This is a genomic window from Flavobacterium sp. ST-158 (genome assembly GCF_058309975.1).
In genome coordinates this window covers 21,272-40,647 of the sequence record NZ_JBZEEN010000007.1, presented here as the reverse complement: position 1 = coordinate 40,647, position 19,376 = coordinate 21,272, and the positions used below count along the sequence as shown (strand labels likewise).

The window sequence follows — 19,376 nt, the reverse complement described above, 5'->3', positions numbered from 1 at the left end:
ATGGCTTTTTTTTTATCTATTTTTTTTAGAAGGTGGTTTCAATCCACCAAAATTCTTGATTTTATAGATTAATGAAAACATAGCATAGCGTTTTAAAACGGTATTTTCTTCATCCCGAATGGAAGTATCAGTTATAGACCTTGAATAGCCTTGATTTTGGTTTAAAACATCATATACTTTTAATCGAGCCGTCATTGTTTTGCTTAAAAAAGTGTACCCCATGCTCATATTCCATAAATAATACGAATTATTATAAGCTCCTCCTCCAGAATTTGACCTGTAACTATATCCAAAATCATTACTAAAAACCCATTTCTCCACGATATAATTCGTCGTTTTTAAGTTTATTCTATGCACAACATTAGAACGTGAATCAATAGAGTAATTTCTATACTTTGACTCATTATAATTAAAATTATATGACGGAGCAATATTAAAAAACTGCCCCATATTATATGAAAAATAAGCTCTAGGAGCTATCGACAAAGTATTGGCATCATAAAACACATTGTTTACAAAACCTTTATCAAGTCCGTAAGTGGTGCTAATCCCTAAACCATATCGATAAGTATTCCCCTCTTTTTTGATATAATTATTCCAATTTGCTCCTACCGAAGCTCTATAGGTATCATTAATATTTACAAATGTGGTTTTACTTGTTCCATCTTCAGCATATACTCTTGTTGAAATTACATCACTATCCACAATATCTGCTTTCATATAAATAGAATAACCAGAGCGTTTTTTGACATTGTAATTTCTAAAATTAAAATTCAAGCTATGTCTTTTTATAGGATCTAAATCCGGATTACCTATTACAGTGTTTACGGTACTACTAATATCTAAAACAGGCAACAACTGGTATGCATTGGGTAAATTTACTCGGTAATCGTATTTTAATAAGGCATAATTAGACTTATCTATTTTATACTTCAATTGAGAATGCCATTCTGGAATAAAATAATTCGATTTCAAATTGGTTATTTTACCCAAATACAAGGAATAGTTATCATAGTTAACTAAAGAAGTATTGTTTCGAATATTAAATGAAAAAACTTTATCATCATAAAAAAAGCCCATTTTAGGTGCTATTGCATATTGTTTTGAAGCTACGTAACTGGATTGCGCATCATTAAAAAGAGAATAAGATTGGGAAGCCTTATCGTAATTAAAGTTTTTTTCATCAGTCACTTTATTATCCCATCGGTAATCTACACCTACTCTTATACGCACTACATTAGAAACAGGCTCTGTATATTCTGTCCCTATATAATAATAATCACGTTTAACCTTATTATCATTCATTTGCTTACGCAAAATAGTATCCCCTTTTGTATACGAAATGGTGCTGGAATTATTAAAAGCTACATTCTTATTATCTGAATTACTATTCGTAATAGAGAAATTCAAATTCCTGCGCTTTTTTTCAAAATTATGATTGATGTTAATTTGATTGTCCAAATTAATTCCAGTACTATTGCGCATGGATTTTCCTGAATTCTCATTCAAAGCATTCCCATTTTCATCCTTGGTAGCACTGGAAGAGCTTCCGTTGTTCTTATAATTAGTAGTACGTAATTTTGGCTCAATAGAAATTTGAGTAGACTTACTGGGTTTGTAATTCAATTCAAAATTCACCTTATGATTATTATTCTCTGCTCTCGCTTCAGAATCCGATTGTGTAACTAAATTTCCTGTTGGCAAAAAACGCTGCAAAGTGGATTTCCGTGCATTTCGATTAACACTATTATTAAACGAATAATCGCCGGTTGTTTCTAGTTTATCCGACCATTCGTTAAAATAATTTACTCCCAACAAATTAGATTGTGTGATTCCTTTTCTGGAAATTGTTGTACCTACATCTTTACTTTTATCACCATCCCCAAAAGCCTCATCAATAGAAAAACCCGACATATTAATATTATTAGTCGAACCTACAGCACTAATACGCTGTTTTTGGTCAAATTGATTCACTAAAAAACTGCCTTCATAACGATCATCCGTTCCATAACCCGCTAGAAATTTCCCAAAATAACCTTTATTCTTTTTTTCGTCAATGGTTAAATTAATACTTAAAAAATCAGAACTAGCATCGTCTCCTGCTAATTCCTCTTGCTTGGTTTTAAGATCCGAAACCTGAATTTTATTAATAATCTCGGCGGGTAAATTCTGCAAGGCTACTGCGCCATCTTTTCCAAAAAAAGCTTTCCCATTCACCAAAATCTGATTCACTTCTTTTCCGTTAACGGTAATCTTCCCTTCATCGTCAAACTCAAAACCAGGCAATATTTTTAATACTTCATCAATATTATCATCTGGACGTACTTTAAACGAAGCCGCATTGTATTCTAAGGTATCTTGTTTAATAACTAAAGGTGCTGCCGCCGATTTGACAACTACATCTTGCAAAATATTTTCGGTACTAAACAAATAGATGGTTCCAAAATCTTTATTCTCATTGATGTCAGTTAGCTCATCTTTATACTTTTCGTGCCCCACATAACTTATGTTTAAAAAAATAGGGGTTTCATTCTTTTTTAGTAGAAACTTAAATTTACCTGTTTTATCAGAAGTAGTAGCGCCTATTTTCAATGAATCTTTAGCCGCTGTAAAGTACACATTAGCCGACTCTAGTGGCAATTGTGTATTAATATCAAGCACCTGACCTTGAATCAAGTAGCTATCTTGTGCATAATTAAAGAACGAAATAAATAGAAAAAAAAGTAATAGTTGTTGTTTATACATGGTTAATTATTATAGACTTTTAAGACAGTCTTAACTATAAAAGGTTTAATTCAAAAAAAAACAAATAGCAATTGGATTCCAAATCAACGCAATCCGTTGAACGAGACATTTTGTTATATCCGATTATATCCGAGCAATCAGGACACTCTTTTAAAAAACACACCTGTCTAATTACCAGATATTTAACACTTTTTACCGAGTTAAAAGCGTAACTTTAAGAGAAAATACCGTTATGAAAAATTTCACTATGAAACTGGTATGGATAACAACAATATATGTTTTCGTATTTGCGGCTTTGAACCAAACCAACATCAACATACGAATACTGTTGTTTATGCACAGTATAGGATTTATTTTAATACCCTTTATGACCTATACTGTTTTGACTGATAATTACACGACCAATAAAACTTTTAAAGATTGGTACGAAGATCATCCAATGGACACTTTGGACGAAGATGAAGACAAAAACAATTAAATTTTTAAGTCGTTAAATCAAAAATCCCTTTACTAACTGGATAGGACAGTTTGCAAAGGGATTCTTTTTTGGTTCTTATTGAAAGCTGTTTTGCGTTCCGCCCAATACAATAAGGCCTCCGAAGCAAAAAGAATGCCCTCCCATGAGCTTCGGACTCCTATTTATATGCTTCGGATAGGCACTTGTTAGCTTCTGAATGGTTTTCGCACTCCTCGGACTTCCTTTTCATTGCAACTGAATGCTTTACTGACTGAAGTTTAGAAAACAAAAAAGCTACAACTTTTAGGGTTGTAGCTTTTTAAATGTATTATTTGCTATTGTTTGCTGGCACAGATTGCTAATTGCTATCTGTTGTACAAGATATTTAGTTATATCCGAGGGATCGGATTTACCAAATCATTCCAAATACAAGATCATCTTTCTATTAAGCCAAATGCCTAAATTGCCTGTAGGGAGTATAGCTGTTGGCGTTTTTAGGATCTTCTGTTTCGTTAAAATTTATAACTATATCCAAGTCTTATTACTTGTGTTTCGTAATAGTCGTTGCTTGTATAATTAAAACCTTGTCCGTTTATTTCTTTTTTGATAATCATTGTGTTTAGCAAATCTGCAGCGTTAAAAAATAGTTCTCCTTTTCCTTTTTGAATTGCTTTTTTAAGCCCAAGGTCTAATGAAAAACGTGATTTAATTTTTCCTTGTGGAATAATATCGGGTGCTAAATAAATACTTGTTAATTGCACATCTATGTTTTTGGGAAAATGAAACGTATTGTTCCATTTTATGTTTCCTGAAAATATTTCTTGTTTGTCTGCTGAAAATAAATGTGTAGTTGGATATTTATTTTCAACGGTAAAGGCATCTATTTGATTTCTGTATACGTTTAGATTAATATTGAATGCGTACAATTTAGAAATTTCTTGTGCTAAAACTATTTCAATTCCTGTGTTGTAACTTTTATTTACGTTTTGAAATGTTGCATAAATTAAATTACTTGGTGGAACAGTACTAGAAATTCTTGTAATCGTTCCATCAGCAAATCTGTGATAAATAGCATTATATAAACTTCCTTTTTCCCAACTTTTTTTATAGCCCAATTCTATCGAATTTGTAAATTGTGGTCGCAAAGCAGGATTCCCAACTTTAATTATTTCAGCATCGTCATATTTTGGGAAAATACGAATATCAACTTCGTTAGGTCGATCCACTCTTCGATTGTAGAAAATGGATAGTTTATTATTGTCGTTAATTTTGTATGCCAAACGTAAATTTGGAAATGGTTGTGTGTAATTATAACCATCACTTTTATAAACTATATGATTAGGATTAACGTCATATTGAATTTTCACATACTCCATTCTTAAACCTAGTTCGGCTTCCCATCTTTTGTTTTCAAAAATGTAGTTTCCATAAACGGCAGGAATTAATTCTTTGTAAGTTGCCCAACCACCTGCATTGGTGTCTAAAACTGAATTTACACCAGGAATAAATTGCATATTTGTCGGTATATTTCTGTTGCGAAGTTTTATGCCTGTTTCAATTCGTCCGTATTTAAGTGGTTTTATGTAGTCAAAATTAAAATCATAAACTTGTTCGTCAGACAATAATTTAAACGCATCGGTTCCTGTGGAAGTTGGCAAATAATTGTCGTAAAAATATTTTTCGTCTTCTCTGTGAAAAGTGTAATTGAAACCAATATTTAGCAAATGTCCTGCTGCTGCAAATTTATGTTGATAGCTAGCAGTAGCCATTATGGTTGTTTTTAATTCATCTTCTAAAAACTGCCAAAGTCTATTTCGTTGTGAAAAGTCTCTATTAAAAAAGGGTTGGTCTCCTCTGTCAATTATTTTTTCACTTCCAAAAAGTCCTGAAATAGTCAATGAATTTTGGTCGTTAATTGCATAATCAAAACCACTTTTCAATGTCGTAAAATGGGTGTTTCTGTTGCGTTTTAATTGTGAATTAATCACATCGCCATTGTCGTAATTTCTTGTTACAAATTCATTTTTGTTAAGCGTTTCAGTATATAAATAATCGCCTTGAAAAAAGACATTGACTTTGTTTTTTCTATAATTGAGTGAAACGCTTGGATTGATTTTTGGCGTAAAAGTATATTGTGGTCTTATAGTTGGTAAATTTTCTTTGCGCACCCAAAGTGAACCGACACCTGTTGTAAAACCAATCTTTCCATTAAAACCATCTTTTTTGTTTTTTTTATAAATAATATTGATAATTCCTGCGTTTCCATTTGCATCATATTTGGCAGAAGGATTGTTGATGATTTCAATTTTTTCAATCGCAGATGCAGGAATATTATCTAACCCTGTTTGGTTTCCAAAACCTGTCAATGCAGTTTGTTTACCATCAATTAGGACAATTACTTTGTCGTTTCCTCGAAGTTGTACTTTTCCGTCTTGTACTGTAACACTTGGCAAGTTTTGCATGGCTTGTAACACCGAACCACCACTTTGACTAATATTGTCTTTTAGAGCAAATGTTTTTTTGTCCATTGCAGCACTTAATTCGGAAGTTTTTCCTGTTACAACAACTTCTTGTAATGTGGTAGTTTCTTCTTCCAATTCAATAGTCTTGATATCTAAAAAATCTGTAAGATTACCCACAAACAGCGATTGTTTTGATGTTTTGTAGCCGATAAAAGAAACCTCTAAATAGTAGTTCCCAGATTTTATTTTTGATAAAGAAAAACGTCCTTCTTCGTTGGTTACTGTTCCACTAATAAATGTGCTGTCTTTCTCCGTTTTTAACACCACGTTTACAAAAGGTAAAACTGCTTTGTTATTTTTGTCCTTTATAATTCCCGAAACGGTTACACCTGTTTGTGCGTTTGAGATTGAGAAGAATGAAAGTTGTAAAATCAAAAAGTATAGTACTTTTTTTGATGCATTTTGTAGAAACATTTTTGATCAATTTTAAATTATACTGCAAATAACGTGAGTAACAACGAGTAAATAAATAAAGACAAGTGCAGAATAATTTTTTTGTACAAATTACTTGTTTTGTGCAAGATTTTTTTTGAATTGAGTTGGCGTTAAACCTTTGAATTTCTTAAATATAGCATTAAAAGAAGATTTAGAATTAAAACCCACATCTGTGGCAATTCCTAAAAGTGTAAATTGATTATTTTGGTCATTTTTTAGGCGCTTTATAAATTCGTCTACTCTGTATTCATTGATGAAATCTTGGAAATTGGTGTTCATGTGTTCGTTTAAAACTTCCGAAATATACTGTTTTGGAATATTGAGTTTTTCTGAAACATCTTGAATGGATAATTTTCCATTCAAGAACAATTTATCTATTTCCATGGCATAAATTAAATCCGACTTATATTGTTCAATCAGTTTTGTGTTCAGATTAGAATTTTTGTATTTGCTTATTTCGTTTTTTGGTAAAATGTATTTGTTATTAGTTAGTAATTTAAAAGAAATAAAGTAGAATAAAAAAGCGACAATTAATAAAAGATAGGAGTTAAAGTTTTGACTGCTAAAAAATGACAATTCTTGGAATCCAATTATTTTAAGAATATCATTTATACAAGAAAATACAAGTAAAATAACAATTGGAATAACAAAATAAGTAGTCCAAATTCTTCTTTTATCTGTAAAAACAGAATGTATAATTAAGGCTAGATAAATCACGAAAGTTAATTCTAAAATCACTTCTAGAATTTCAATATTCAAGTTTTCTTTGGGTAATTTTATTTCAAATACTTCAAGAATAAAATAAAAAATGTTGGGAAGAAAAAATAGATAATTGGATTTTATAAATTTTTCTCTTTCGTTTTTGTAATACTTGAAAAACAAAAAGAGAAAGGTTACAAATAAGGTGTTATCAAAAAGAAACCAATCTGTATTTTCAACAAACAGATTGTTTTTGTCATCACCCAAGATGTAAAGTAAAATAGAAATTAAACTTCCAAAGAGCAACCAAAAAGTAGTTTTTTTGTAATCTTTTCGATTTGTAAACAAGACAAAAAGAACAAAAACCCCTTGAATTAGAGCAATGATTTGAATGGTTTGGAGCATCGTTTTACTTAAGTTTTTTGGGCAAAAGTAGTGAAAATTTCGTTGTTTTTTTTCTGATGTTCGTGTCGTTAGGTAACTAGTATATAGGTACTATAAAACGACTCCAATCTACCACGCCCTACAATATGTGCTGTGTTAGCGGTTCGGCTTTTATCATTTTCAATCTTTCATTTTTAAGTAATAGTCCCAATGGTTAATATCTTTAACTTGTCTTCCTTCTTTTTGGCCAACAAAACCATTTAATATTTTCTTCGCTTGCTCTAAATTTTCAGCAGTGCACCGTCCTTTTCTCCATTCTTGATTATTGTCATTAGGAGTCCAAGGAAATTCTACTTTTTGTTTGTTTTCTTTGAACAAATCTAAAAGCTTAAAGTAGTCATTTGAATCTGGAATTATTGCTTTAAATGTAAAAGTCAGAATGTTAGAAGATTTATACAGTTCTATTGCTCGATATTCATTAATTTCATCATCACGAAATAATTGTTTCCCTATCGGTCCTTTAACTTTAACCACATCTTTATAAAAGAATCCTGTTTCTGGTTTTGGAATTCTTTTAAGAAGTGCCATATCCTTTTTTATTATTCCATAAACTTGTTCTTTCTCGTCATTTAAAATAATTGCTGCGAAGTAACAATCAGGATTTCTCCAAAAGTTATTTTCTTTTTTCTTCTGAATGTAAGTAGATATAGATTCCCAAAAACTCATTTATTTCTTTGTCTGTATATTATTGTTCTGTTTTTTTAAGCTGACCGCTAACTAGTAAATAGATACTATAAAACGACTCCAATCTATCTAAATATAGATGACTTTGTGCCATTATAATAGTTTTTTTCTCAAATATAATAATATTCCTAAAAACATAAATCTACAAAAAACCAATAAATCTGTTAATCGGACAGCGTCAAAACAAAAAAGCCCAAGAATCTAATCTTGAGCTTTTAGTATCTGTAGTAACCAAAAAATCACTCCTTTACGAAGTGGTTTTTAGTATTATTTCTCTCTAATATAAATATCTATGGGAACACCGGAGAAATCCCAGTTTTCTCTAATTTTATTCTCCAGGTAACGTTTGTACGGTTCCTTAACGTATTGCGGCAAGTTAGCAAAAAACACAAACTGCGGTGTTGGCGATGGCAACTGCATGCAATATTTAATTTTTACATACTTTCCTTTAGTCGCTGGCGGCGGATAAGCTTCAATTACTTTCAACATGAATTCGTTGAACTTTGAAGTTGGAATACGTTGTTGTCTGTTTTCAAACACTTTTACCGAAGCTTCCAGCGCTTTCAGCAAACGTTGTTTCGTCAATGCCGAAACAAACAAAATAGGCACATCAGTAAATGGCATTAATTCTTTCTTGATTTTCTCTTCGTAATCTCTGGTAGACATGGTGTCTTTCTCCACCAAATCCCATTTGTTTACTAAAATCACCAAACCTTTACGGTTTTTTTGAGCCAACCAGAAAATATTTTGATCCTGACTTTCAAAACCACGAGTGGCATCAATCACCAAAATACAAATATCAGCATGCTCGATAGCACGTACCGAACGCATTACCGAATAAAATTCTAAATCTTCCTTTACCTTAGCCTTACGACGAATTCCGGCAGTATCAACCAAGTTGAATTCGAAACCAAAACGGTCAAACTTCGTATCAATAGCATCACGGGTAGTTCCCGCAATATCAGTTACCATAAATCGGTCTTTACCAATCAAGGCATTAATAAAACTCGATTTCCCAGCATTAGGACGTCCTACCACTGCAAAACGTGGCAACACTACTTCTTCCTTAACTGGCTCTGGTTTTTCAGGGAATGCTTCAATTAAAGCATCCAGCAAATCACCAGTTCCACTTCCTGAAATACTGGCAAAAGTATAATAATCACCTAAACCCAGGTTGTAAAATTCCACCGCGTCTTTCTCACGCATGGCATTATCCACCTTATTAACGGCTAACAAAACCGGCTTTGTTACTTTGCGCAACAGTTTAGCCACAGTTTCGTCCATAGGTGTAATTCCTTCTTCTACATCTACTACAAAAACAATAACATCAGCTTCATCAATAGCAAGTTCTACTTGTTTACGAATTTCGCCTTCAAATACGTCGTCTGAACCACGAACATATCCGCCCGTATCAATCACAGAAAACTCTTTTCCGTTCCACTCGCTTTTACCATAGTTTCTATCACGGGTAACCCCAGATACTGAATCTACAATAGCTTCTCTTCTTTGTATCAGCCTATTAAACAGGGTCGATTTCCCCACATTAGGTCTTCCTACTATCGCAACAATGTTATTCATTTTTTTGAATTTTAGATTTTAGATTTCAAATTTTAGACTTTAGTTTCCTAAAAATCCATCACTTATAATTCCAAAATACAGTATTTTAATTTTTTGCAAAGGTAGTTAAAAAAGGGACTAAGCCGCTAAGTTTCTAAGTACCTATGCTTTTTATGTTTTTTAGGAGCTATTTACTTCGTCAGTTCGCTATCGCTCGTGTCCAGCTGGGCTAGGGTTTTAAGGTATCAAGAACTTCTTGAGTTATCAATTAAACAAATAACCCAATCAACTATTTTTGATTATACCCAAAACGCTTCAACATATTGGCATTACTTCTCCAGTTTTTATTCACCTTTACATACATCTCAATATGAATTTGTTTCCCAAAGAATTTCTCTAAATCTTCACGAGCTTCCATTCCTACTTTTTTCAGAGCTGCTCCTTTATGACCAATGATGATTCCTTTTTGTGTATCTCGCTCCACCATAATCAAAGAGCGGATACGGATAATCGTATCGGTTTCAATAAATTCTTCGGTAACAATTTCTACAGCATACGGAATCTCCTTGCTATAATTCAATAAGATTTTCTCTCTGATGATTTCATTCACAAAAAAACGCTCCGGTTTATCGGTCAATTGGTCTTTTGGATAATAAGGCGGTGAATCTGGCAATAACGAAATGATTCTTTGGAAAACTTCAGGCACATTAAAATTTTGCAAAGCCGAAATAGGGTAAATTTCCGCATTAGGCACTTTCTCTGTCCAGAAAGCCACTTGCTGTTCTAATTGCTCCTGATTGGAATTGTCAATTTTGTTCAACAATAATAAAACCGGAATTTTAGAATGGATAATTTTATTAAAAAAAGCTTCATCTTTTAATTCCTGCTCTCCTATTTCCACCATATAAATCAACACATCAGCATCTTCAAAAGCCGATTTTACAAAATCCATCATCGATTCCTGCATTTCGTATGCCGGTTTGATAATTCCAGGCGTATCCGAAAGCACCATCTGAAAATCTTCACCATTTACAATTCCCAAAATTCGGTGACGGGTTGTTTGCGCTTTGGAAGTAATAATAGACAATCGCTCCCCAACAAATGCATTCATCAGTGTTGATTTCCCTACGTTTGGATTTCCTATAATATTTACAAAACCTGCTTTGTGTGTCATTTTCATTATTTTTTATGCTGCAAAGGTAGTCATATCAGGCCAATAGTTGAAATAAAAACATTTTTTAAAATTCATCATTGGATATGTCGAATTTATTTGTATCTTTGCACCCGAAACATCGCGGGATAGAGCAGTAGGCAGCTCGTCGGGCTCATAACCCGAAGGTCACAGGTTCGAGTCCTGTTCCCGCTACTAAGGTAGCCTTATTGAGATTACAAAACGCACATCGCGGGATAGAGCAGTAGGCAGCTCGTCGGGCTCATAACCCGAAGGTCACAGGTTCGAGTCCTGTTCCCGCTACTAAGAAAAGCTTCAGAGAAATCTGAGGCTTTTTTTGTTTATATTTATCTGTAAAAAATTATGGATGAATTTGTCGTTTACATTCTATATTCTGAAAAGTTCAGTAAAACTTATACAGGTTTTACCTCTAACCTCATAGAAAGATTCAAATCACATAACAATTTATCGACCAAAGGATATACATTAAAATTCAGACCTTGGATTGTAATTCATATTGAATTTTTTAATTCCAAAATCGAAGCCATGAATAGAGAAAAATATTTAAAAACGGGAATTGGAAGAGAGTTTATTAAAAATCTAATTCATAAGATTTAACTCATCGGGCTCATATCCGCCGCGGCGGACACAGGTTCGAGTCCTGTTCCCGCTACTAAGAAAAGCTTCAGAGAAATCTGAGGCTTTTTTTGTTTATATTTATCTGTAAAAAATTATGGATGAATTTGTCGTTTACATTCTATATTCTGAAAAGTTCAGTAAAACTTATACAGGTTTTACCTCTAACCTCATAGAAAGATTCAAATCACATAACAATTTATCGACCAAAGGATATACATTAAAATTCAGACCTTGGATTGTAATTCATATTGAATTTTTTAATTCCAAAATCGAAGCCATGAATAGAGAAAAATATTTAAAAACGGGAATTGGAAGAGAGTTTATTAAAAATCTAATTCATAAGATTTAACTCATCGGGCTCATATCCGCCGCGGCGGACACAGGTTCGAGTCCTGTTCCCGCTACTAAGAAAAGCTTCAGAGAAATCTGAGGCTTTTTTTTATGCTCTAAAATCAAAGAATTCACATTACTTACAAATTTCGAATCAATCCCAAAAAAAGCTCCAGATTTCTCTGAAGCCTTTATAAAATTCTTTTACCAATAGTTTACCAATCCAGTTTCACCAAAGCTACCGCCTGACGTTCCAACTGTACAGGCACTATGGTTTTACCCGAAGTTATTTTTATTTTTTGAGTCGAAATACTTTTTAATTTCCCTGATTCTTCTAATGTATCTATTTGTTGTTGCGTAGGATTTTGAGGTGAACCCATTTTTTTCCAGACTTCATACGAATTGCTGTTTTCTTTATCAATCATATAAACTGTAAGCTGAGCCTTTTTTACAGGAATATTTTCAATTGTTACATTTGCCGTTTCAGTAGCTCCTGGTTTGTCATTATCATGGTAGTTCCAAACCATCACCGCTGCCGATTTTGTATCCTTAGTTGCCAAAACTCCAATATCTGATTGCTCTCCTCGAACACTGGATTGAAGTACTTCTTCCAGAGAATACATACGGTTACTTTCAGCTTCTAATCTTGTACCAGTCATCATACCGAACATTCTGAAAACATTCAACACAGGTTTATCCACTCCATTAGTAGCTAAATCTCTGTAACCATAAAACCAAGGCTGATTTTCAAACTCAAACGACCAGGATACAGCTCCCAGAAAATTAGCCTTTGTTTTATCTGCTAATAAATACTTCCTGGCAAAACTTGCAGCGGTATAACTGGAATACATGGTTCCGTTTCGATACGCATTTTCCGGATTGGTAGCCATACCACAAGCCGCACAACCTTCAGGATCAGACTCCCCTATTATTAGCGGTAGGTCTTTAGTTTCAGGATAGGACATCGCCATATTGAATCCGGTTTGAATATCATTTAGTTGAGGTGCCATGTTCATTCTTACTGTACCATCCACTAATTTTGGCGAACCTTTAGCATGAAAAAGAATAGCATCCATAGGCGAACCTGTTTTACCCGTAGCATAGTTAGTGCCGCTGATACAATGTTTTATAAAATCATTAGTCCATTCCTGAGCGCCTTTGCTTCGTGTTCCTGCAATATTGATCCCTCCTATTTTTGCTGTAGGCAAGGCCTTTTTTAAACCATCGGCGGCATAATCATATAATTTATAGAATTCTTCGCGAGTTCCTTTCCAGTAATGTCCATTAGGTTCGTTCCAAACTTCCCAATACCAGCTTTCTACTTCTTTCTGACCGTAACGTTCTACGGAATGTTTTACCCATTCGTAAACCAGAGTACGCCATTTATCATAATCTTTTGGCGGATAAGCCCAACCCGTAATAATATCAGTGTATGGATCACCCGGTTTCCAATAATGACGGTAAGGAGCCGGATGTGTCGAAAGCGCTTCGGGCATAAAGCCTATTTGCGCCAGGGGTTTCATGCCGCGTGAAACATAAGTATCAAAAATACTGTCTACAATTCTCCAGTTATAAATCGGATTTCCATCAGCGTCTTCTGTATACGCATTTGTTGAACCCCATTTAAGCGCTGCAATACCATCGCCACTTACCAGCAGACTATGTGTTCGCACATATACTGGCACAGGACTTAGTTCTGCAATTTCAGTAAGCAGTTTTTTTCCGTCTTTCATATAAGTATAATTAGGCTCATCATAGCCAAACCATGCCCATACGGGTTTCATAGGCGCAATTTCTTTAGTAAGATCTACCTTGATTTCAGGATTTTGAGCGTGTAGTGCTGCTGTATATACGGTCAAAATAACAGCCAGACAACGTTTTAGTGGTTGATACATAGGTTAGTTTATTGCTCACGGAATTTCCGCAAAGTTTCTAATTTTACAAAATGTTTACTTTTGTTCAACAAAGTTGATAAAAAATTATCAGACAACATTGTAATCAGTATCTTTATTTTCGAATTTAATTTTGGCACAAAAAACAGTAAGCCTGGACTATGTAAGCTTTAATTGTCTTTTATTTGTGACGAAATTGAGTTTTAGACAAACTAATTGAATATAAGCATTTTGAAAAACAAAGCACACACTAAAAACAAAACAGACAACAATCTTGAAGTAGGTGAAAGGATTCGCATGCTACGCATCAGTCAAAAACGCACTTTGCAAGAAGTGGCAGATAGCTGTGACTTATCTAAAAGCATGATTTCTAAGATAGAAAACAACAAAACAATACCATCAGTAGCAACTCTGGTAAAAATAGCTTCTGTTCTAGGCACTACTATATCGGGTTTACTGGAACAGGATGGCTGGAATAAAGCCATTGTTACCAGCCGTAAAGATGCCGTTGAAAAACTGGTTAAAACCGAAAAAGGCTATATGATATTTCCTTACGCATCAGAATACCACCAAAAAAAGATGCAGCCTTTTCTATTTGTAGCCCGAAAAGGCGAAGTCATTCCACACCAGTTATCACACGATGGCGAAGAGTTTGTGTTTGTGGTCGAAGGCGAAATGAAAATGCAGGTAGCCGATACTGAATACATCCTGAAAACAGGAGACAGTCTATACTTTAACGCCTTACAAAAACACGGAATTACGCCCATAACCGATGAGGTTAGTTATATTGATATTTTTGTTTAACAAAACTAAACTTCTGCTTATTTTATCAAAATACCTCTTTAATTCCAAAAAGTTAAGAGGTATTTTTTGGCTGCAAGCAAAAAAAAAATTCAACGTAATATCGTCTATGTCTCTACAAATTTCCTATAGTAAAACAACCAGCTGAATCAGGAGTATAATTTTCTGTTAGAATACTTTTTATATAGCTAATAAATGTTCTTTCAGTAAGAAAAAAAACTAAAAAATGCCTTGCTTGTAATTAAAATTTTATATTTTCATTTATTAAAAATCTTTAAACAGAAATCAATGACAAAAAAAAATATTGGGGTATTACTATTGAGTCTATTTGCACTAAGCTCCTTTGCACAAAAACAATTGCCGTTTAAAAATCCAGATTTACCAATTGAACAAAGAGTAAACGACTTGGTTTCGAGAATGACTATAGATGAAAAAATCAGCCAGTTAATGGATTCTTCGCCAGCTATTGAGCGCCTCGATGTCCCAGAATACAATTGGTGGAATGAAGCCTTACATGGAGTTGCCCGTGCTGGTTATGCCACTGTTTTTCCACAATCCATTTCTATCGCATCCTCATGGGATCGTCAGTTAATTTTAGACGTTGCCACTGTCATTTCGGATGAAGCACGCGCCAAACACCACGAATATTTAAGAAATGGACAACATGGTATGTATCAGGGATTGACTTTCTGGTCACCCAATATCAATATATTCCGTGATCCTCGGTGGGGTCGTGGACATGAAACATATGGAGAAGATCCTTATCTGACAGGACAACTTGGACTAAATTTTGTAAATGGCTTACAGGGTACTGACTCTAAGTATCTAAAAGTAATTGCAACTGCTAAACATTATGCCGTTCATTCTGGTCCTGAACCATCACGCCATCATTTTAATGCTGAAATCAGCGACATTGATTTATATGAAACTTATCTTCCGGCATTTCGCACTTTAGTAAAAGAGGGAAAGGTTTATTCTATAATGGGTGCTTATAACCGTTTTAGAGGAGAATCAGCCAGTGCGAGTCCGTTTCTATTTAATATTCTTCGAAAAGACTGGGGCTTTAATGGATACATTGTATCTGATTGTGGCGCTGTTACCGATATCTGGAAATACCACAAAATCACTAATAATGCAGCATCGGCATCGGCATTAGCTGTAAAAAGTGGATTAGACTTAGAATGTGGAAGCAGCTTTAAAGACTTAAAAAAAGCATTAGATCTTAAATTACTAACTGAAGCCGATATTGATATCACGATAAAACGTCTTTTTACTGCCCGTTTTAAGCTAGGTATGTTTGATCCAGACGATATGGTAAAATATGCTCAAATTCCTTACGCTGTCAACAACAGTCCTGCACACGATTATCTTGCCAGAGTAGCTTCTCAGAAAAGTATTGTTTTATTAAAAAATCAGAATCAGACACTTCCTCTTTCTAAAGAAATAAAAACTGTTGCCGTTATTGGTCCAAATGCTGATGATGTTCAATCTTTATGGGGCAATTACAGTGGTATTCCAAGCAACCCCATCACTGTATTAAAAGGCATTAAAAACAAATTAGAACCCAATGCAAAAGTGCTTTATGCCAAAGGAACCGATTTAGCTAAAGGAGTTCCTGAAATGAAAGTGATTCCATCAGTTTATTTTCAAAATGAAAATGGTAAACAGGGTTTAACAGCTCAATATTTTGACAATAAAGAATGGGAAGGAAAACCTCTTTTTAGTCGTACAGATGATAATATCGATTTTCACTGGGATATAAATACTCCTGACCCACGCATGAAAATGGGTAATTACAGTGTAAAATGGACGGGATATATTGTGGCACCAAAAACCGGAACTTACAGTATATCTGAATGGTCAAAACCTTATATGACTGTAAACATTGAAGGAGGAGAAACTAGCGGCGGAAAAAACAATCACCATCCCCGCATTCGTGCACAAAAAATAGCATTAGAAGCAGGTAAAAAATACAAAATAGAAGTAAAATACCAGAATTTCTATGGTGATGCTATTGCTCAGCTTTTATGGGCAGAACCAGAAGAAAATTTAATTCAGCAGGCTACGGATGTTGCTAACCAAGCAGATGTCATAGTGCTAGTTTTGGGATTGAATGAACGCTTAGAAGGTGAAGAAATGAAAGTTGAAGCTGATGGTTTTGCAGGCGGAGACCGTACCAGTCTTGATCTGCCTGTTAATCAAAGAGAACTAATGAAGGCGATGGTTGCTACAAAAAAACCGGTAGTTCTAGTACTAATAAACGGAAGTGCTCTGTCTATTAACTGGGCAAACGATAATGTTCCTGCAATCCTTACTGCCGGATATCCTGGGCAACAGGGCGGAAATGCAATTGCCGATGTACTTTTTGGAGATTATAATCCTGCAGGACGATTAGCTGTTACCTATTATAAATCGGTTGACCAGCTTCCTGATTTCGAAAATTATGACATGAAAGGCCGTACTTATCGCTATTTCAACAAAAAACCATTGTACCCTTTTGGTTTTGGCTTAAGTTATACCACTTTTAAATACAGCAACTTGCAAGTTCCAAAAATCAATAGCCCCGAAAAAGATTTTAAAGTATCAGTTGACATAACTAATACAGGGATGTATGATGGTGATGAAGTGGCTGAACTGTATCTTAAAGATGAAAAAGCTTCTACTCCCCGACCAATATGGCAATTAGAAGGTTTCGAACGCATTCAGCTTAAAAAAGGAGAAACTAAAACTGTTCATTTTACAATCAGCCCCAGACAACTTTCCCTGATAAATAAAAAAGGACAACGCGTAGTTGAACCCGGATGGTTTACTATTTCCGTGGGAGGAAAACTTCCTGATGATTCTAATGATACTCAAAAAATTCGTTTCAATATCATTGGTAAATCAGTGCTGCTAGAAAAGTAATTTTTTTTTAAGACTTTACTAATAGAAACAGTCCCAAATAGTATGACACTTTTTGGGACTGTTTTATTTGTAGTCATTTTAGTTTTCAGAATAATTTCCAAAATTACAACTCATACCATTCCTTTTCTGCAAACTTTAGATTCCCTAATATATTTTTAAGCGAATACTTTTCAACTTCGGATTTTTTTAATTGATGCGTCCATGATGCTCTTTCTTTTGGATTAAAACCTTCTCCTTTATTTTCATATTCGGCAAAATAAGCCGTTTTCTCGTTTTCAACATTTCCCCAATTATCCCAACCTTCAGCAGCAATCTCCTTAGACAACTCGCATTTTATAAATACTGATTTTGCCCAAGCTCTCCAAGGACGGCCTAAATACATTTTAGTTACTTCATCAGCTAATGTAACTTTACAATCTAAAAACACAAAACCAAAGTCTTTGTCTTTGGGTGTATTGGGAGCTGTAATATAAGAATTAGACTTACAGTGAATCACACAATTTTTAAAAACAGCCGTTGCTGGTCCAAAAATAAAATCGGTAGTTCCTTCTATATAACAATCTACAAAAAACTGTCTTGAATATTCCCCGCCACAGTAAATTGTATCTTGATTTCCTAAAAATTTACAGTTCTTAAAAATAGCTTTATCAGCATCAACAAACAAAGCAACCGCCTGACCTACTCTTCCTGCTGAATTTTCAAAAGTAATATTCTCTGCTTTGAATCTATTTCCAGAAATTTTCACTGTATACGAATCAAAAGTATCCATTTTTCCTCGTCCTGAATAATCGTTTAAACTAATAATAGTTTTATCTAGACTTTCTCCGATAAAAGTTACATCGGTGTTTACAGCTTCTAATTCCACTTTTTCATTATAAACCCCGTTTTTTATATACAAAGTAATAGGTGCCAATGGAAAAACGCGCATGGCATTGATAGCATCCTGAATGTATTTGTAATCACCACTTCCATCTTTTGCAACCACAAAATTGTATTTGTATTTCCCGGGATTAGAAGTTTGTGCAATTAAAATCTGAGTATTATTAAAGAGACACAAAAAGAGTAAAAAAAATATTTTTTTCATAACAACTAATTTCTATTTATTAAAATTTTAGTTAGGAATCCAATCTTTAAAAATGGCATTAAGAGTATAGTCAGTTGCAACTTGTTTGGCTGTCAACAAATGAGACCAGCTCACACGTGATGCTGTGTTACCTCCATCTCCACTAGATAAATATTCGGCGTAAAATGTCGTAGCTTCTGCATCTGGTTTGCTCCAATTGTGCCAGCCTTCGGGCTTTATGTGTCCGGCCATTTCGCATTTAACAAATACTGTTTTAGCAAAATTTCTCCAAGGTCGTCCTAAATAATAACTGTTATTTTCTGAGTTTGTGGTCAACTTGCAATTCAAAAACACAAAACCATAGGTACTATTTTCTGGTGTACTTGCTGCCGTAACATAAGAACCTCCCGGCTTTGCAAAAATCTCACACTGGTCAAAAACAGCAGTGGAAGCTCCAAAAATGAAGTCAGTTGTTCCCTCTATATAACAATTTTTATAATACTGCCTGCTAGTGGTACTTCGCGGATACAAGGTGTCCTGAAACCCCATAAATTTACAGTTATCAAAAATGATTCTATCTCCATCAACTCTAACCGCTACAGCCTGACCCACTGGTCCTGCTGCATTCTCGAAAGTAATATTTTTAGCTTTAAAATCATTTGCTGTAACAATAAAACTAGACGATCCTGATGTTCCTATATTTTCTCCAGCACTATTTTTTTTGGATGCAAAATCATCATAAGTAATAATAACGCTATCCTTATCTTCTCCTATAAAAGTGATGTTATTCTTGTTTTCCGGGATTTCCAGTTTCTCTTTATAGGTACCATTTTTAATCAAAATTTTTGTTTCTGTTGTTTTCAAAAAAGGAACAGCATCAATAACTTCCTGAATCGTTTTAAAATTACCACTTCCGTCTTTTGCAATCACAAAATCATATTTGTCTTTTTTTGAATTTGCCGTTTGTGCAGTAAATAATTGCGTTGCAAATAGCAAAATCATTATAAAAGCTAGTCTGAATGTATTTTTCATG

At 34.1% G+C, this 19,376-nt stretch carries 14 protein-coding genes and 2 tRNA genes; 7 read left to right on the top strand and 9 right to left on the bottom strand.

The window, feature by feature from the left end:
* Positions 1–12 precede the first annotated feature (12 nt).
* Positions 13–2,745, bottom strand: coding sequence for an outer membrane beta-barrel protein (locus AC4FRF_RS11455; RefSeq protein WP_491159696.1), 2,733 nt, complete (start codon positions 2,743–2,745; stop codon positions 13–15).
* Between the two features lie 232 nt (positions 2,746–2,977).
* On the opposite strand from AC4FRF_RS11455, the gene AC4FRF_RS11450 reads away from it, so the two are divergent.
* Positions 2,978–3,223, top strand: coding sequence for a hypothetical protein (locus AC4FRF_RS11450; protein WP_491159695.1), 246 nt, complete (start codon positions 2,978–2,980; stop codon positions 3,221–3,223).
* A gap of 491 nt (positions 3,224–3,714) precedes the next feature.
* On the opposite strand, the gene AC4FRF_RS11445 is transcribed toward AC4FRF_RS11450, so the two are convergent.
* The 5 genes from AC4FRF_RS11445 to era all read right to left on the bottom strand — a co-directional run bounded on the left by AC4FRF_RS11445 (position 3,715) and on the right by era (position 10,717).
* On the bottom strand, positions 3,715–6,138 hold the full coding sequence (locus AC4FRF_RS11445; protein WP_491159694.1) for a TonB-dependent receptor: 2,424 nt from the start codon (positions 6,136–6,138) through the stop codon (positions 3,715–3,717).
* Positions 6,139–6,228: 90 nt separating this feature from the next.
* Entirely contained in the window at positions 6,229–7,263 is a 1,035-nt protein-coding gene (locus AC4FRF_RS11440) for a helix-turn-helix domain-containing protein (protein ID WP_491159693.1), read from the bottom strand.
* A gap of 159 nt (positions 7,264–7,422) precedes the next feature.
* Entirely contained in the window at positions 7,423–7,968 is a 546-nt protein-coding gene (locus AC4FRF_RS11435) for a hypothetical protein (RefSeq protein ID WP_491159692.1), read from the bottom strand.
* A 285-nt stretch (positions 7,969–8,253) separates the two neighbouring features.
* Entirely contained in the window at positions 8,254–9,564 is a 1,311-nt protein-coding gene (der, locus tag AC4FRF_RS11430) for a ribosome biogenesis GTPase Der (protein ID WP_491159691.1), read from the bottom strand.
* A gap of 268 nt (positions 9,565–9,832) precedes the next feature.
* Positions 9,833–10,717 carry a GTPase Era gene (gene era, locus AC4FRF_RS11425; protein ID WP_491159690.1) on the bottom strand — a complete coding sequence of 295 codons (885 nt, stop codon included), beginning with the start codon at positions 10,715–10,717 and terminating at the stop codon, positions 9,833–9,835.
* A gap of 119 nt (positions 10,718–10,836) precedes the next feature.
* Here era and AC4FRF_RS11420 point away from each other — a divergent pair.
* The 4 genes from AC4FRF_RS11420 to AC4FRF_RS11405 all read left to right on the top strand — a co-directional run bounded on the left by AC4FRF_RS11420 (position 10,837) and on the right by AC4FRF_RS11405 (position 11,702).
* Positions 10,837–10,909 (top strand) — tRNA-Met (locus tag AC4FRF_RS11420).
* Between the two features lie 35 nt (positions 10,910–10,944).
* Positions 10,945–11,017: transfer RNA gene (locus tag AC4FRF_RS11415), tRNA-Met, on the top strand.
* A gap of 60 nt (positions 11,018–11,077) precedes the next feature.
* Complete coding sequence (locus tag AC4FRF_RS11410) at positions 11,078–11,332, top strand: GIY-YIG nuclease family protein (protein ID WP_491159689.1); 255 nt, start codon at positions 11,078–11,080, stop codon at positions 11,330–11,332.
* A 115-nt stretch (positions 11,333–11,447) separates the two neighbouring features.
* A complete protein-coding gene (locus tag AC4FRF_RS11405; RefSeq protein ID WP_491159689.1) occupies positions 11,448–11,702 on the top strand; it encodes a GIY-YIG nuclease family protein in 255 nt (84 codons plus the stop codon).
* A gap of 196 nt (positions 11,703–11,898) precedes the next feature.
* On the opposite strand, the gene AC4FRF_RS11400 is transcribed toward AC4FRF_RS11405, so the two are convergent.
* Positions 11,899–13,578 (bottom strand): GH39 family glycosyl hydrolase, encoded by a 1,680-nt coding sequence (locus AC4FRF_RS11400; RefSeq protein ID WP_491159688.1) that lies wholly within the window; start codon positions 13,576–13,578, stop codon positions 11,899–11,901.
* Between the two features lie 228 nt (positions 13,579–13,806).
* On the opposite strand from AC4FRF_RS11400, the gene AC4FRF_RS11395 reads away from it, so the two are divergent.
* Both AC4FRF_RS11395 and AC4FRF_RS11390 read left to right on the top strand, forming a co-directional pair.
* Positions 13,807–14,379 (top strand): helix-turn-helix domain-containing protein, encoded by a 573-nt coding sequence (locus AC4FRF_RS11395; RefSeq protein WP_491159687.1) that lies wholly within the window; start codon positions 13,807–13,809, stop codon positions 14,377–14,379.
* A gap of 285 nt (positions 14,380–14,664) precedes the next feature.
* Positions 14,665–17,280 carry a beta-glucosidase gene (locus AC4FRF_RS11390; protein ID WP_491159686.1) on the top strand — a complete coding sequence of 872 codons (2,616 nt, stop codon included), beginning with the start codon at positions 14,665–14,667 and terminating at the stop codon, positions 17,278–17,280.
* Between the two features lie 103 nt (positions 17,281–17,383).
* On the opposite strand, the gene AC4FRF_RS11385 is transcribed toward AC4FRF_RS11390, so the two are convergent.
* Entirely contained in the window at positions 17,384–18,364 is a 981-nt protein-coding gene (locus AC4FRF_RS11385) for a pectinesterase family protein (protein ID WP_491159685.1), read from the bottom strand.
* 27 nt (positions 18,365–18,391) lie between these two features.
* Positions 18,392–19,375, bottom strand: a complete 984-nt coding sequence (locus AC4FRF_RS11380; RefSeq protein ID WP_491159684.1) for a pectinesterase family protein — start codon at positions 19,373–19,375, stop codon at positions 18,392–18,394.
* Between the last annotated feature and the right edge of the window lies 1 nt (position 19,376).

Bases quoted from the DNA above. Each gene is read 5' to 3' on its own strand.
- AC4FRF_RS11455 (WP_491159696.1), bottom strand. From the start codon at position 2,745: ATGTATAAACAACAACTATTACTTTTTTTTCTATTTATTTCGTTCTTT.
- AC4FRF_RS11450 (WP_491159695.1), top strand. From the start codon at position 2,978: ATGAAAAATTTCACTATGAAACTGGTATGGATAACAACAATATATGTT.
- AC4FRF_RS11445 (WP_491159694.1), bottom strand. From the start codon at position 6,138: ATGTTTCTACAAAATGCATCAAAAAAAGTACTATACTTTTTGATTTTA.
- AC4FRF_RS11440 (WP_491159693.1), bottom strand. From the start codon at position 7,263: ATGCTCCAAACCATTCAAATCATTGCTCTAATTCAAGGGGTTTTTGTT.
- AC4FRF_RS11435 (WP_491159692.1), bottom strand. From the start codon at position 7,968: ATGAGTTTTTGGGAATCTATATCTACTTACATTCAGAAGAAAAAAGAA.
- der (WP_491159691.1), bottom strand. From the start codon at position 9,564: ATGAATAACATTGTTGCGATAGTAGGAAGACCTAATGTGGGGAAATCG.
- era (WP_491159690.1), bottom strand. From the start codon at position 10,717: ATGACACACAAAGCAGGTTTTGTAAATATTATAGGAAATCCAAACGTA.
- AC4FRF_RS11410 (WP_491159689.1), top strand. From the start codon at position 11,078: ATGGATGAATTTGTCGTTTACATTCTATATTCTGAAAAGTTCAGTAAA.
- AC4FRF_RS11405 (WP_491159689.1), top strand. From the start codon at position 11,448: ATGGATGAATTTGTCGTTTACATTCTATATTCTGAAAAGTTCAGTAAA.
- AC4FRF_RS11400 (WP_491159688.1), bottom strand. From the start codon at position 13,578: ATGTATCAACCACTAAAACGTTGTCTGGCTGTTATTTTGACCGTATAT.
- AC4FRF_RS11390 (WP_491159686.1), top strand. From the start codon at position 14,665: ATGACAAAAAAAAATATTGGGGTATTACTATTGAGTCTATTTGCACTA.
- AC4FRF_RS11385 (WP_491159685.1), bottom strand. From the start codon at position 18,364: ATGAAAAAAATATTTTTTTTACTCTTTTTGTGTCTCTTTAATAATACT.
- AC4FRF_RS11380 (WP_491159684.1), bottom strand. From the start codon at position 19,375: ATGAAAAATACATTCAGACTAGCTTTTATAATGATTTTGCTATTTGCA.